This is a genomic window from Halosimplex litoreum (assembly GCF_016065055.1).
In the GTDB taxonomy this organism is placed as follows: Archaea; Halobacteriota; Halobacteria; order Halobacteriales; family Haloarculaceae; genus Halosimplex; species Halosimplex litoreum.
On the sequence record NZ_CP065856.1, the window covers coordinates 3,505,436 to 3,519,492 of the forward strand.

Below are 14,057 nucleotides of genomic sequence, written 5' to 3' on the forward strand. Positions count from 1 at the left end.
ATGCCTATCGAGGTCGAGGGCGCGTCGACGACGGCGCGCGTGATGGTCGACGACGAGTCGCTGGTCGAGGAGAACTGCCTGTCCCAGATCCGGGACCTCGTCGACCACGAGGCGTTCACCGAGCCGGTCCGGATCATGCCCGACACGCACTGGGGTGCGGGCGCGCCGATCGGCTTCGCCATGCCGTTGGCCGGCCGGGTCGTCCCGAACGTCGTCGGCGTCGACGTGGGCTGCGGGATGGCCGCGACGAACCTCGGCCCCGAACTACCGCTGGAACACGACGAGCGCGAGCGCCTGGTCCGCGAGGCCGTCCCGACCGGGCGGTCGGTCCACGACTACGACGACGCTCCCCACCTGGTCGAGCGGTTCCCCTTCGAGCGGGCCGACGACGTGTTCGACCGCTTCGAGACGGCCTACCGCGACCGGTTCGACCGCGCCGTCGACCCCATCGAGTTCGACTTCGACGGCTACGACGGCGACTACTTCGAGTCGCTGTGCGAGCGCGTCCTCGCCGACCAGGCCCAGGGGATGGGCTACGTCATCGAGAGCGCCGGCACCCTCGGCGGCGGCAACCACTTCGTCGAGTTCGCCCGCGCACAGGCGTCGGGCGACTACTGGCTGGTACTCCACAGCGGGTCGCGCTACCTCGGCAAGGCCGTCGCCGAGTACTGGCAGCACAGGGCCAACAGCTACCGCAACACCGACGCGATCCGCGAGGCCGTTCCCGACGAACTGACCGAGTACCTGAAGTCCGACCCCGAGACCGTCGCCGACGCCGACTGCTTCGAGTGGGTCACCGGCGGCAAGGGGGAGTCCCACCTCCGGAAGGACCGCATCCGCGCGGACTTCGAGGGGCGCCGCATCGAGGAGGTCTTCGACACGCTCGGCGACCTGCGGCCCGAGACGGGCCGCGACAGCGACCTCGACTACCTCGACGGTCGGGAGGCCCACGGCTACCACGTCGACATGCTGTTCGCCCAGCAGTACGCCCGCTGGAACCGGGAGCTGATGAGCGACGCCATCTGCGAGACGCTGGGCGTCGAGCCCGTCGAGCGGTTCCAGTCGGTCCACAACTACATCGACTTCGAGGATCTGACCATCCGGAAGGGCGCGACGCCCGCCCGCGAGGGGCAGCGACTGGTCGTGCCGTTCAACATGGCCGAGGGGTCGGTGCTGGCCCGCGGGAAGGGCAACGACGAGTACCACCGGACCGCACCCCACGGCGCGGGCCGCGTGATGGGTCGGCGGCAAGCCCACGAGGAGCTGTCGGTCGATGCGTTCGCCGACGCCATGGACGGGATCTACTCCGAGTCGGTCGGCGAGGCGACGCTGGACGAGGCCCCGATGGCCTACAAGTCCGCCGAGCGCATCGCCGCGGCGCTGGCCCCGACCGCCGAAGTCGAGGACCGGCTCGAGGTCGTCCACAATCTCAAGGCCACGGATTGACCGCCGGATCGGACACCGGAGCGGCGGTCCGTCAGTCGACGCGGTTCCGTTCTATCAGCGGGACGATCCGCTCACGAACGACGGTCGCATCGACGCGGTTCCAGCCGCGTATCGAGACGCCGCTGCCGAGTATCACTCGCCGTCGGCCGAGACCGACAGTTCGAACCACCAGTCGACGACGGTCGGGCCAGAGTCCGTCCCCTCCTCCTCGGCGGCTTCGTCCCACAGCGCGACCGACGCGTCGAACCGGTAGGTCCCCGGTCGAAGGTAACCGTCGACCGTGTAGTCGTCCCATACCTCGTAGGTGGTCGCGACCGTATCGTCCGATTCGAAGGGGTATCGTCCGCAGCCGTAGCCGTCGAAGCCGACGCTGTCGCGCGGCGGGCGGTCGCGCGTCCAGCACTCGCCAGCGCGGTCGGTCGGCGCGTCGCCCACCCGGTAGAGCCAGAGCCCGTTCGGCTCGCTCCGGCCCGCCCCTCGGTTCAGGATGTGGCAGCGACCGTCGTCGATGACGTCGATCTCGCGGTCCGGTCCGTCGTTTCCCAACCCGACGGTCACCCGCGCCGGCGCCTCCGCGGTCGACCGTCCTCGTTCGATCGTGACGGTCGCCGAGAACTGTGCCTCGTCGGAGGCCGTCGCCGACCCCGCGAGTTCGACGCGGCGGGGCTCGGGTGACTCACAGGTCGGCTGGGTCTCGGTCTCCGAGTCCGTCCGCTCCGGCGACCCCACCGTTCGACAGCCGGCGAGCGCGGCCGAGGCACCCAGCGAAGCGAGGACCGTTCGTCGTCGCACACCGCCCGGTTCCGGTTCGACCGGTATAGGCTTCCGGGGACACCGACCGATTCGACCCGTGCGCCGCGGGCCGCCGTGGTACTACCCCTCACCCGATACGTACAGTGTGAAACTGTCGCACGACGCTCGAAACGGCCGAAAACCGGCGATCGGACGTATTCGATTGGAAACGCTTTAGCCCGACGCTCGGATACTGCGGGCAATGAGTTACCGCATCGGACTCGTCGGCAAGCCCTCGGTGGGCAAGTCGACGCTGTTCAACGCCGCGACGATGAACGACGTGCCGGAGGGCGCCTATCCGTTCACGACGATCGACCCGAGCGTCGGCGAGGCGTACGTCCGCGTCGACTGCGCCGCCCCGGAGTTCGACCACTCCTGTACGCCGAACACGGGCTACTGCGAGGCGGGCAAACGGTTCGTCCCGACCAAACTCGTCGACGTGGCCGGCCTCGTCCCCGGCGCCCACGAGGGGCGCGGGCTGGGCAACCAGTTCCTCTCGGACCTGAACGAGACCGACGTCCTGGTCCACGTCGTCGACTTCTCCGGCGAGACCGACATCGAGGGCGAGGCGACCGAGGACCACGACCCCCGCGAGGACATCGACTTCCTCGAAGCGGAACTTGACATGTGGTACCTCGACATCCTCGAGAAAGGCATCGAGCGGTACAGTTCGGGGTATCACGGCCAGGATCGCGACATCGAGGTCGACCTGGCCGAGCAGATGAGCGCGTTCGGTATCGGAGAGGACGCGATGAAGCAGGTCATCCTCTCGCAGGGCCTCGATCTCGACCCCGACGAGTGGGAAGAGTCGGACCGCGAGGCGCTCGCCCGCGAGATCCGCCTGCGGACGAAGCCGATGGTCGTCGCCGCGAACAAGATGGACAAGCCGGTCGCCCAGGACAACTACGACGAGATCACGAGCGACGACGACTACGACCACCTGACGTTCGTCCCCGTCTCGGCTCACGCCGAGAAGGCGCTCAAGTCCGCCGACGAGCAGGGCGTCGTCGACTACCGCCCCGGCGACTCGGACTTCGAGATCGTCGACGACGTGAGCGGCGAGCAGGAGGCAGGGCTCGAACAGATCCGCGAGTTCGTCACCGAGTACGAGGGCACCGGCGTCCAGCGTGCGCTCGAAACCGCGCTGTTCGACGTGCTCGACGCTATCGCCGTGTTCCCCGGCGCGGAGAAACCCCAGGAGGACGGCACGTTCCTCCAGGACTGTTTCGTCCTCCCGGACGGTTCGACCGCCGAGGACTTCGCGTACTTCCTGCACACCGACATCGGCGAGGGGTTCCTCCACGCGACGGATATCCGCTCGGGCCGGCAGGTCGCCGCCGACACCGAGCTCGACCACCGCGACGTGGTCGAGATCACGACGACGAACTGAGCGAGCGATTCAAGAGACCGTGCGCCCTCACCGGTGACAACGTGACGACGCCGTCGTACGACGACGTCGCGACCCACGAGGACCTCCTCGCGTGGTCGCGAGCCTACTGCAAAGACGTTCGCCGGGAGTGGCTCGTCGACGTGCGCTTCGACCTCGTCGAGTGGGAGGTCTCGACGCGGTCGAAACGGCGCGCGGCGGCGGTCAAACGGCCGAAGATCCCCGAAGCCGAGGTCGGGACGCCGATCGACTGGGAGCGCGCCGAGGCCGCTGGCGGTCGGGTCGCCGACGGGCGGCCGTTCTCGGCGACGATCTCGCTGACCTGGGACGCCTTCGACGCCTTCGACCGCGCCCAGTGGGAGTCGACGCTGCGGCACGAACTCGTCCACCTCGAACAGTACCAGCGCTGCGGCACGACCGGTCACGGCCCGGCGTTCGAGACTCGCGCGCGGGAACTCGACACGGAGGTCCACTGCGAGACGTTCGCCGAGGCGAAGTACGTCCTCCGCTGTGGGGAGTGCGACGCGCTGGTCGCTCGCCGCTACCGCGACTGCAAGATCGTCCGGCGAGCGGAGGAGTACCGGTCGTCGTGTTGCTCGGCGGCGCTGGCCGTCGAGTAGCGATCCGTGGGCGACCGCAGCTGTCGGCGCTCGCTCAGACCATCGCGCCCGCGTCCTCGTCGCGGTGCTCGCGAGCGTACGCGACGAGGCGGTCGGCGTACGACGAGAAGAGCGGACACCGCACGTTCGTCTCGGCCAGCGCGCGACGCGTGTTCTCGTCGGTGTACGTGGTGGGCTGGGAGAGGTAGGAGAGCGCCGCCGGCTCGACCCCCAGTCCGTCGGCGACTGTCGGCACCCGCTCGGTCGCGACGCGGGCGAGTTTCGTCGTCCCGCGGACGGGGACGGCCCGGCGACCGGCCGCCCGCGCGAGCGTTCGGACGAGTTCGCGTATCGTCGGCGGATGCGGATTACAGAGCTGGTAGACCTCTCCGACCGAGTCCTCGCGGGCGGAGATGGCGGCCAGTGCGTCGACGACGAAGTTTCGGGGGACGACGTTCAGCCGATGGGCCGAGGGGCGCAGCGGAACGGGCACGACGGCGACGGGCCACTGTCGGAGGATCAGTTCGAGGAGATAGTACGGCCCGTCGAACTTCTGGGTTTCCCCGGTTCGGCTGTCGCCGACGGCGATGGCGGGACGGTAGACCGTCGCCGGGAGCCCGTCGGCCATCGCGGCCCGGACGAGTCGCTCGGCTTCGAACTTGGTGGCCTCGTAGTAGTTGTGAAACGACTGGCCGACGGCCAGGTCGCGGTGGGTGAAGACCCCGTCGTAGCGGCCGCTGACGTAGCAGGTGCTGACGTGGTGGAAGCGGTCGACGTCGGCGCCGAGCGCGAGCCGGAGGACGTGGCGCGTCCCGTCGACGTTGACCCGCTCGGCGAGCGGTCGCGCGACGCCCAGATCGTAGACGGCGGCGAGGTGGTAGACGACCCGGGTCTCGCGCCGGAGGCGGTCGTAGTCGTCGACGGCCAGGTCGGGGTCGGTGATGTCGCCCTCGACCAGTCGAATCCGATCCCGCGGGACGCCCGCGGCGTCGGCGAGGGCGGCGGCCCGTCGGGCGGCCACATCGCGGTACTGCGTCTGCACGAGACAGGCGACGGGTTCGTCGCTCCGTTCGAGCAGCCGCTCGACGAGCGCGGAACCGAGGAAGCCGGGGAAGCCGGTCAGCAGTCGCACCGTCACTCCCCCCACGGACCGGGAAGCGACCGGTTCCGGAGCCAGCGCAGCGGACCGAGCGTCGCCGTCGCGGCCGCGGCGGCGAGGCGGTTCGGGACCGCGTCCGGGAACGCGAGCGGATGGCCGCGCTGGGTGACGACCGTCCGCGAGTCGGTGTAGTCGCGGATCCCCTCGCGGCCGTGGCGGCGACCGACGCCGGAGTCGCCGACGCCGCCCATCGGCGCGTCCGTCGAGGCCCACATCGCCCGGTACCCGTCGTTCACCGAGACCGTCCCGGCCTCGATCCGGCGAGCGACGCGCTCGCCGCGGGCACGGTCGCCCGTCCACACGCTCGCGTGGAGGCCGTAGTCGGTGTCGTTGGCCCGCTCGACGGCCTCGTCGACGCCGTCGACGGGGACGAGCGAGACGACGGGGCCGAACGTCTCCTGGCTCGCCGCTGTCGCTTCTTCGGGGAGGTCGGTCAACACCGTCGGCTCGTAGACCCACGGACCCACGTCATCGCGTCGTCGCCCGCCGGTCTCGACGGTCGCGCCGCGCTCGCGGGCGTCGGCGACGTGCGACTCGACGGTGTCGAGCTGGTGGTCCCCGATCAGCGACCCCACGTCGGGTCCCCAGCCGAGTCCGACGCCGAGGGACTGGCGTTCGGTCGCGGCGACGAACCGGTCGCGGAACTCGTCGAAGGCCGAGCGGTCGACGTAGACGCGCTCGGTCGCGATGCACAGTTGCCCGGCGTTGGCGAACGAGCCGTTGACCAGTCCGCGAACCGTCTTCGCGAGGTCGGCGTCGTCGAGGACGACGGCGGGGTTCTTTCCCCCGAGTTCGAGCGAGGCGTCGATCAGGTGCTCGCCGGCCAGCGCCGCGACCTCGCGACCGACCGCCGTGCTGCCGGTGAACCGCAAGTGGTCGACCCGCGAGATCAGCGGTTCGCCCAGCCGCTCGCCGTCGCCGGTAACGACCTGGAGCAGACCCTCGGGCAACCCCGCCGATTCGAGGAGTTCGACCGCTCGGAGCGCGGAAAAGGGGGTCGCCTCGGCGGGCTTGAGGACGGCGCCGTTGCCGGCCAGCAGCGCGGGCAGGAGGTCCGAGACGGCGAGCGTGAGCGGGTAGTTCCACGGGGAGATACAGCCGACGACCCCCACCGGGCCGACGTGTTCCACGGCGCGGGTGAGCCCGGGGACCACGCCCGTCCGCCGTGTCGGTTCGAGGTGGCCGGGGCCCTCGCGGGCGTAGTAGTCGGCCGTGGCGACGAGGTCGAGGACCTCCTCCAACGCGTCGAAACGCGCCTTGCCGGTCTCGACCTGGACGATATCGAGCAGGTCCGGGCGGGTCGCGGTCACCGCGTCGGCGAACCGCCGGAGAACGTCGGCGCGCTCGGCGATGGGCGTCGCGGCCCACTCCCGCTGTGCCTCGCTCGCCGCCTCGACCGCCGCAGCCACGTCCTCGGCGGTACACGACGGGACGGTACCCACGGACTCACCGGTAACCGGCGAGCGGACGTCGAGCGGGGCGCGGTCGTCGACCGTCGTGACGCCCGTTCGCAGGCGGCCCTGGCGACCTGTCGACAGCACCGACTCGACCTTCGAACGACTCATGGCGGTAGCAAGGGAGCCACACATTTCGGTGTTTCCCGCGAGCGGGGCCCGTGGGTCGCAGGTCTCCCGGTCCGTCGTCCGGCCGCGACGGCCCGCTCCGGATCGCGGCCTTGAAACGCGCGGCCGGCCGACGGTGGAGCAATGACCGACGAGACGCCCCGAGAGACGTTCGAGCACGACCCGATCGGCCACGCGGAGGCGCGAGCGGGTATGACGGTCGGCGCGCTCGCCGACGAGTACGGGTCGGCCGGCATCGGCGCGAACGCGCTCCACGAGGCCGTCGACGTGTACGCCGAGATGCTCGGTGACGACGACGTGACCAACTTCTTCGGCCTCGCGGGCGCGATGGTGCCGACCGGGATGCGCCGGATCGTCGCCGACCTGATCCGCGACGGCCACGTCGACGCGCTGGTCACGACCGGCGCGAACCTCACCCACGACGCCATCGAAGCCATCGGCGGCAAACACCACCACGGCGAGGTCCACGCCGAAGGCAAGACCGAGCGCGAGCACGACGAGCGCCTGCGCGACGAGGGCGTCGACCGCATCTACAACGTCTACCTTCCCCAGGAGCACTTCGCGCTGTTCGAGGGGCACCTCCGCGAGGAGGTGTTCCCGCCGCTCGAAGCCGAATGCGAGGAGTCGGGCGCCGTGAGTATCCAGCGGTTCACCGAGGAACTCGGGCGGGCCAACGCCGAGGTGAACGAGGCCGACGACGTCGACGAGGGCGCTGGCGTCGCAGCCGCGGCCTACGAGCACGACGTGCCGGTCTACTGCCCGGCGGTGCAGGACTCCGTGCTCGGCCTCCAGGCGTGGATGTACTCCCAGACGAGCGAGTTCACGCTGGACGCACTTTCCGATATGACGACCATCACCGACCAGGCGTTCGACGCCGAGAAGGCCGCCGCCATGGTCGTCGGTGGGGGCGTCCCGAAGAACTACACGCTCCAGACGATGCTCGTCGCACCGGACGCCTACGACTACGCCGTCCAGCTGACGATGGACTCCCCCGAAACGGGCGGACTGTCCGGTGCGACGCTCGACGAGGCGCGTTCGTGGGGCAAACTGGAGAAGGCCGCTCGCAACGCTTCCGTCTACGCCGACGCGACGATCACGCTCCCGCTCGTCGTCGCCGCTGCGCGCGAACGGATCGCGGACGGCGAAGGCGACCGCTAACGACTTCTGGCCCCACCCGTACACGATCGCTACTCCCCCCGTCGACCGGTCGGGCGCCCGTTCTCCGGGACCGAATGATTTACTCGGGTTTTAATAATTAATTCTATGTGCTCGATTAGCAAACGAACAGAGAATATATCACCTTTATCACGACCGAATGTGATCGATCGAGTACGATGTCACAACACGGGACGGCGATCGAGTCGCCGACCGCGGCGCTCGGGGACCCCCGATCGGCGGACAACGTCGAGTACGACCCGTCGTTCGCGTCGTTGCGCGAGCACTCGGCCGGTCTGGAGACGACGACGGAGTACGGCTCCCCGTCGTACGTGAGCGAGCACCGGTCGCGCAACGCCGACCGGACGGCCAACGCGCTCGACCGCGATTTCGGCACCGTCGACCACGGCCACGTCGAGACGGCGGTCGACGCCGCCGCCGACCGCGAGATGGTCTGTCTGGACCGGCAACTGGGTCGCCATCCGGACAACACCTACGTCTGTCGCTACTACGTCCCGAAGGAGTACAGCCGCATCGCGTTGGCGTGGGCCAAGCTCTTCGAACCCGCACCCGCCGATGCCGACCCCGACTTCGTGACCGTCCAGGTGCCGGACACCGACGAGGTCGCCGTCCGCGTGCTCCCCGACGAGGGGTTCACAGCGGTCCTCGGCACCGACTACACCGGCGAGGCAAAGAAGTCCTTCCTGCGGCTGTTCATGTTCGACGCGAAACGCCAGGGCGGCCTCGGCCTCCACGCCGGGACCAAGCGAGTCCGACTCCAGTCCGACGAGGACGGCCAGTCAGCGGCCGGCGACTCCGACCTGGAGACGGTCGGGCAGGTCTTCCTCGGCCTGTCGGGGACCGGCAAGTCCACCCTGACCGCCCACGACCTGGGCCTCGAAGCGCCGGAGGACGCGACGATGCTGCAGGACGACGTCTGCGCGTTGCGACCGGACGGGACCGTCGCCGGCAGCGAGGGCGAAGGGCTGTTCATCAAGACCATCGGCCTCGACGGCGACGAGCAGCCGGATCTGTACGAGGCCGCGACCCACGAGTCGGCGGTGCTCGACAACGTCGACGTCGCCGAGGACGGAACGGTCGACTTCGACAGCGACGTCCACACCGCCAACGGTCGCGCCGTCGTCAAGCGCGAGCACCTCCCGTCGGCCGACGAGGAGATCGACCTCCCGTCGGTCGACCAGGTCTTCTTCATCACGCGCAACCCAGCGATGCCGCCGCTCGCGAAGCTCTCGCCCGAGGAGGCCGCCGCGGCGTTCATGCTCGGCGAGTCCGTCCAGACGAGCGCGGGTGACCCGTCGAGCGCCGGTGAGGCCATCCGCGTCGTCGGCACTAACCCCTTCATCGTCGGCAGCGAGGGCGAGGAGGGCAACCGCTTTCGCGATCTGGTCGCCGACCTCGACGCCGACGCGTACCTGCTCAACACCGGGACCGTCGGCGACCGCGACATCGGCGTCGACGACACCGTGGCCCTGCTCCGGGCGGTCAGTCGCGGCCGCGTCGAGTGGACCGACGACGCGACGACCGGGCTGACCGTTCCCGACACCGTACCGGACCTGGACACGAGTCGGTTCGACGTGGGCGAGGCGCTCGACGACGCCGACGAGCGCATCGCCGACCTGCGAGCCGAGCGCCGCGAGTACCTGGCCGAGTTCGAGGATCTCGACGACGCGATCCGGAACGCGGTCTACTGAGTCGGGAGCGACGGACGGAGGAGCCGTTCGGGCCGGTGGAGGAGTCGGTCGCCGACGAACGACGACGGTCGGTCGACGACGGTCGAGCGTCAGCGGGGATCAGACTTCCTGGGCTCGCTCTCTGGAGACTTCGGCGATACCGCTGTTGGCCGAGCAGGTCGGGCAAGCGTGGACTTCGCCGCCCTCGTCGGCGAAGACGCGTGCGAACTGTTCGGAGACGTGCGTATCGCAGTGGGCACAGGCAGGCATACGTTGAAATTCCCGGACTGTCGTCCGTTCGAAGACAGGTCTCGATCCCTACAAGACCGTTTTCCGACCTGGGACCCAATTTCCCCCGAATTGCGGTCGAAATCAGACTCAGAAGGGCTGTCTCTGCGGGTCGGGCGCCGCGCACTCGTGACCGCGAGCGGTGACACGGGGCTGTCAGGCGCCTCGGTTCGGACCGGCCAGACGGCGCGTTCGGGCCCTTCAGGCGTCGCCGCGAGCGCGGTCGACGAACTCGTCGGGCAGGTCGTCGATCTCGCCGGCCTGGACCGCCCAGAGGTTGGCGTAGAGGCCGTCTTCCTCCAGCAGTTCCTGGTGCGTCCCGCGCTCGACGACGCGCCCCTCCTCCAGCACGAGGATCGTCTCGGCGTCGGTCACCGTCGACAGCCGGTGGGCGATGACGAAGGTGGTCCGGTCGGCGGCCAGGCGGTCGAGCGAGCGCTGGATGAGGACCTCGGTCTCGGTGTCGACTGCGGAGGTCGCCTCGTCGAGCACGAGGATGTCGGGGTCCTGCAGCACCGTCCGGGCGATGGAGATGCGCTGGCGCTGGCCGCCCGAGAGGCGGGCGCCGCGTTCGCCGACCTGGGTGTCGTAGCCGTCGGCCAGTTCCGTGATGAACTCGTGGGCTTCCGCGGCTTTGGCGGCCTCGACGATCTCCTCGCGCGTAGCGTCGAACTCGCCGTAGCGGATATTCTCGGCGACGGTCCCGTCGAAGAGGTACGTTTCCTGGCTGACGTAGCCGATCGACTCCCGCAAACTGCCGACGGTCACGTCGCGGACGTCGTGGCCGTCGACGCTGATCGCCCCCTCGTCCACGTCGTAGAGCCGCATCAGGAGCTTGACGGCCGTCGACTTGCCGGCGCCGGTCGGGCCGACGAACGCGACGGTGTCGCCGGCGTCGGCGTCGAAGCTCACGTCTTCGAGGATGGTCTCCTCACCGTCGTATGAGAAAGTCACGTCGTCGTAGGCGACGTCGCCGCGCACGGACTCCAGCTCGACGGCGTCGGGCGAGTCCTCGATGCGAACGGGCGTGTCCATCAGCCCGAAGATCCGCTTGCCGGAGGCCCTGGCGTTCTCGAACCAGTCGATGATGTTCGAGATCTGGGCGAGCGGGTCGATGAACCGCTGGGTGAGGAAGATGAAGACGACGAAGTCGCCGACGGTGAGCTCGCCCGAGAAGAACAGCGGCGGGCCCGAGAACAGCCAGAGGCCGCCGACGACGAACGTGGCGACGAACGACAGCCCGGCCAGGAGGCGCATCCCCGGACGGTAGAGGAAGGCCAGTTTCAGCACGTCCATGTTCGTCGTGTAGAAGTTCCAGGAGGCCTCCTCGACGCGGTCGGTCTCGAACTCCTCGGTGTTGGCGGTCTTGACGAGCTGCATCCCGCCGATGCTGTTTTCGAGGCGGGTGTTGAGGTCGCCGACGCTGGAGCGGACGGCGTCGTATCTGGGCGCGACCCGGCGGCTGAACCAGATAGTAAAGAGGGTCATCAGCGGCACGCCGACGAGGGTGACGAGGGCGAGCTGCCAGTTCATCGAGAGCAGCAAGGCACCGATGGCGACGACCATGATGACGAGGCGGAAGCCGTTCTTCAGCGCCTGGTCGAGGTAGCGTTCGAGGTTCGTGGCGTCCTGGTTGAGGATGGACATCGCCTCGCCGGTCTGTTGCTCGTCGAAGAAAGCCATGTCCAGTTCCTGCATCTTCCGGAAGGTGTCGACGCGGACGGCGTGGAGCGACCGGTGGGCGAAGATGTCGCTCGTGATCGCCTGGGCCCACGTCGTGACCGCGGTGACGACGAACGCGCCGACGATCAGGTACACGGAGAACCAGAACTGCGCTCTCGGCTCGGTCGGGAGCCACCCTTGGGGCACGAGCGGCAGCGAGTAGGCGTTCGAGCCGCTGAAGATGGCGTCGATGGCCGTCCCGAGTACCAGCGGTGGGACGAGACTGGAGAGGCGGGCGACGAGGTTCATGGCCACCGCGACGGCGAACCAGTGGACCCGCGGCAGGCCGTACTCCTTGAATACCCGACGGAGCGGCGCCGCTACCTCGTCGACCCGGTCTGCGACCGCGACTGTAGTGCCCTCGGACATTCGGTCGTGTCGGCTCAGTCGACAGACGTGCAAAAGCGTTCGCATTACGGGAGGTCGATAGGTCAGATACCGGAGAGCGATTCCGGGACCCGTGGCGGACTCGTTCGGGCCCGGGAATCCGTTTCCCGACCTATCAGTTATCGGTCAGCGACGAGCACGTGGACCGGTCCGGAGCGGTCGACGCCGACCGGTCGGTCGAACGCAGCCAACAGGTCGCGGCTGGTCGCGACGTGGTCGGAGACGCCGGGGATAGCGACGCGACCGCCGGCGAGGGCGAGGAAGACGAGCAGCTGGTCCGCCGTGTGTGAGTCCACGGCGGCGTCGCTCCCGCGGAAGCGGCGGACCTGGTCGGTGACTTCGGCGGCGACCGCCTCGGCGGGCGTGCCCGGTGCGCCGTAGGCGTCGAACCCGGCCAGTGGGTGGTGCCGGTCGTCCCACTGCCCTTCCAGACCGTCGTCGGTTCCCTCGCTGTCGCCGTCGTGGGTCGCGCCGTCGAGCCGCACGGCGAGAGCCGATCCCGGACCGTCGCTAGCGACGTACGCCGCTCGCCGCTCGAGGACTTCGATCCCCCGTTCCTCGAGCGCGTCGGTCGCGGCGTCGGCCTGGCGGTCGGCCACCTCGGCGTCGACGAGGTCGGTAGCCGCTTTCGAGTAGACGCGAGCGCCAGTGGGTTCAAGCGGTGTGTCGAGGGCGACGGGCGAGAGCGTCGAGGGCCAGAGGAACAGGGTGGCGCGGCCGCCGCCGGCGGGGTAGAAGCCGGTCCGGTCGAGTTCGACCGCGGCCGCGAGACCGAACCGACGGAGCAGTGGGAGTTTGACCCCGCGGTAGTAGGCCAGCGACGGTGACCACGACACGTCGGTCCCACCCGTGGCGGTGACCGCGAGCGGGTCGTCGATCGCCGCCGCCAGCGGGAGGAGCGTGTCGAACAGTAGCGTGACGCTCCCAGCCGTCCCGACGTCGACCTCGTAGCGGCCGCCCGTAAGCTCGCCGGGGTCGAACGTCACCGACTCCGAGCCCAGATCCGTTCCCTCGACGGTCGCGTCGGCGACCGCAGCGGCCGTCTCGACGGCGGCGAGGTGCTGGGGTTTCAGCCCCGGTTCCGGCCGGTCGCCCCGCACGTCGCCGATCGCGACGGGCTCGGCGTCGAGCATCGACAGCGTGAGCGCGCTCCGCAACAGTTGTCCGCCCCCGTCGCTCCCGTCCACCTCGAACATACGCGAGGGTAGCCGGTCGCCCGGTAAAGTGTTCCCGGTGACCGCCACCGTCGCGTTCGCGCCGGCACGGCGGTCGCGGGCCGGTGGGGACGGAACTGACGGTTTCACGGCGTGAAGCGCCGGTCGCCGACGGTCACCGACCGGCGGGATGTCTGACAGCGTGCGGTCGAGCGAGCGACCTCGGCCCGGTCGTCACTCCGTGCGGCTCTGGACCATCCGCTCGACGCGGCCGACGAGCGTGTCGGCCCCCGTCGCGCGCTCGACCATGTCGCTCATCTTCGTCTGTTCGAAGTAACTCGCGAACGCGAGTATCGTCGGCGGCCAGAGGCCGACGAACAGGCCCTGCTCCTTGTCGCCCCGGGCGTAGAAGAAGAACCACGACAGCACGACCGACCCCGCCGCGAGGATCACCGCGGGGTCCGTCCCTGTGTCTCCGGCCGCCTGCATCGCGTCTTGCTGTTGGTCTTGGGTTGCCATGCACGCCTCCTTGCGGTGGCTGGGGCTTAGTTAGCCGCCGAGTAGCCGACACAAGCCGAGCTTACCGTCGGCAACCCGAGCGTACCCGGGGACCGCGTGCCGATCGGGCCGTCGTCCGCGGTGGAAACCGACTTCCCGGCCGACCGCGTAGGCTCGGCCGGCCGATGACGACCCG

At 69.5% G+C, this 14,057-nt stretch carries 12 protein-coding genes; 5 read left to right on the forward strand and 7 right to left on the reverse strand.

What is annotated here, in order from left to right; translation table 11 throughout:
• Window positions 1-1,446 (forward strand): RtcB family protein, encoded by a 1,446-nt coding sequence (locus I7X12_RS17455; RefSeq protein WP_198061298.1) that lies wholly within the window; start codon window positions 1-3, stop codon window positions 1,444-1,446.
• 132 nt (window positions 1,447-1,578) lie between these two features.
• On the opposite strand, the gene I7X12_RS17460 is transcribed toward I7X12_RS17455, so the two are convergent.
• On the reverse strand, window positions 1,579-2,238 hold the full coding sequence (locus I7X12_RS17460) for a hypothetical protein (protein ID WP_198061299.1): 660 nt from the start codon (window positions 2,236-2,238) through the stop codon (window positions 1,579-1,581).
• Between the two features lie 202 nt (window positions 2,239-2,440).
• Here I7X12_RS17460 and I7X12_RS17465 point away from each other — a divergent pair, with 202 nt between their 5' ends.
• Complete coding sequence (locus tag I7X12_RS17465) at window positions 2,441-3,628, forward strand: redox-regulated ATPase YchF (protein ID WP_198061300.1); 1,188 nt, start codon at window positions 2,441-2,443, stop codon at window positions 3,626-3,628.
• Between the two features lie 41 nt (window positions 3,629-3,669).
• Complete coding sequence (locus I7X12_RS17470; RefSeq protein WP_198061301.1) at window positions 3,670-4,245, forward strand: SprT-like domain-containing protein; 576 nt, start codon at window positions 3,670-3,672, stop codon at window positions 4,243-4,245.
• A gap of 34 nt (window positions 4,246-4,279) precedes the next feature.
• On the opposite strand, the gene I7X12_RS17475 is transcribed toward I7X12_RS17470, so the two are convergent.
• Entirely contained in the window at window positions 4,280-5,356 is a 1,077-nt protein-coding gene (locus I7X12_RS17475) for an SDR family oxidoreductase (protein WP_232342899.1), read from the reverse strand.
• Window positions 5,357-5,358: 2 nt separating this feature from the next.
• Window positions 5,359-6,948, reverse strand: coding sequence for a succinic semialdehyde dehydrogenase (locus tag I7X12_RS17480; protein ID WP_198061303.1), 1,590 nt, complete (start codon window positions 6,946-6,948; stop codon window positions 5,359-5,361).
• Window positions 6,949-7,089: 141 nt separating this feature from the next.
• Between I7X12_RS17480 and I7X12_RS17485 the strand changes: the two genes are divergently transcribed.
• Together I7X12_RS17485 and I7X12_RS17490 are read left to right on the forward strand one after the other, a co-directional pair.
• The gene (locus I7X12_RS17485; protein ID WP_198061304.1) at window positions 7,090-8,124 is read left to right on the forward strand and encodes a deoxyhypusine synthase; all 1,035 of its coding nucleotides are present in this window, start codon (window positions 7,090-7,092) and stop codon (window positions 8,122-8,124) included.
• A gap of 176 nt (window positions 8,125-8,300) precedes the next feature.
• Window positions 8,301-9,833, forward strand: coding sequence for a phosphoenolpyruvate carboxykinase (ATP) (locus tag I7X12_RS17490; protein ID WP_198061305.1), 1,533 nt, complete (start codon window positions 8,301-8,303; stop codon window positions 9,831-9,833).
• A gap of 99 nt (window positions 9,834-9,932) precedes the next feature.
• Here the strand turns inward: I7X12_RS17490 and I7X12_RS17495 are convergent, their stop codons facing one another.
• The 4 genes from I7X12_RS17495 to I7X12_RS17510 form a co-directional block, all read right to left on the reverse strand.
• Window positions 9,933-10,082 carry a DUF7563 family protein gene (locus I7X12_RS17495; RefSeq protein WP_198061306.1) on the reverse strand — a complete coding sequence of 50 codons (150 nt, stop codon included), beginning with the start codon at window positions 10,080-10,082 and terminating at the stop codon, window positions 9,933-9,935.
• Window positions 10,083-10,301: 219 nt separating this feature from the next.
• Complete coding sequence (locus tag I7X12_RS17500) at window positions 10,302-12,191, reverse strand: ABC transporter ATP-binding protein (RefSeq protein ID WP_198061307.1); 1,890 nt, start codon at window positions 12,189-12,191, stop codon at window positions 10,302-10,304.
• 137 nt (window positions 12,192-12,328) lie between these two features.
• The gene (rtcA, locus tag I7X12_RS17505) at window positions 12,329-13,405 is read right to left on the reverse strand and encodes an RNA 3'-terminal phosphate cyclase (RefSeq protein ID WP_198061308.1); all 1,077 of its coding nucleotides are present in this window, start codon (window positions 13,403-13,405) and stop codon (window positions 12,329-12,331) included.
• Between the two features lie 192 nt (window positions 13,406-13,597).
• Window positions 13,598-13,882, reverse strand: coding sequence for a hypothetical protein (locus tag I7X12_RS17510; RefSeq protein ID WP_198061309.1), 285 nt, complete (start codon window positions 13,880-13,882; stop codon window positions 13,598-13,600).
• Window positions 13,883-14,057: the final 175 nt, after the last annotated feature.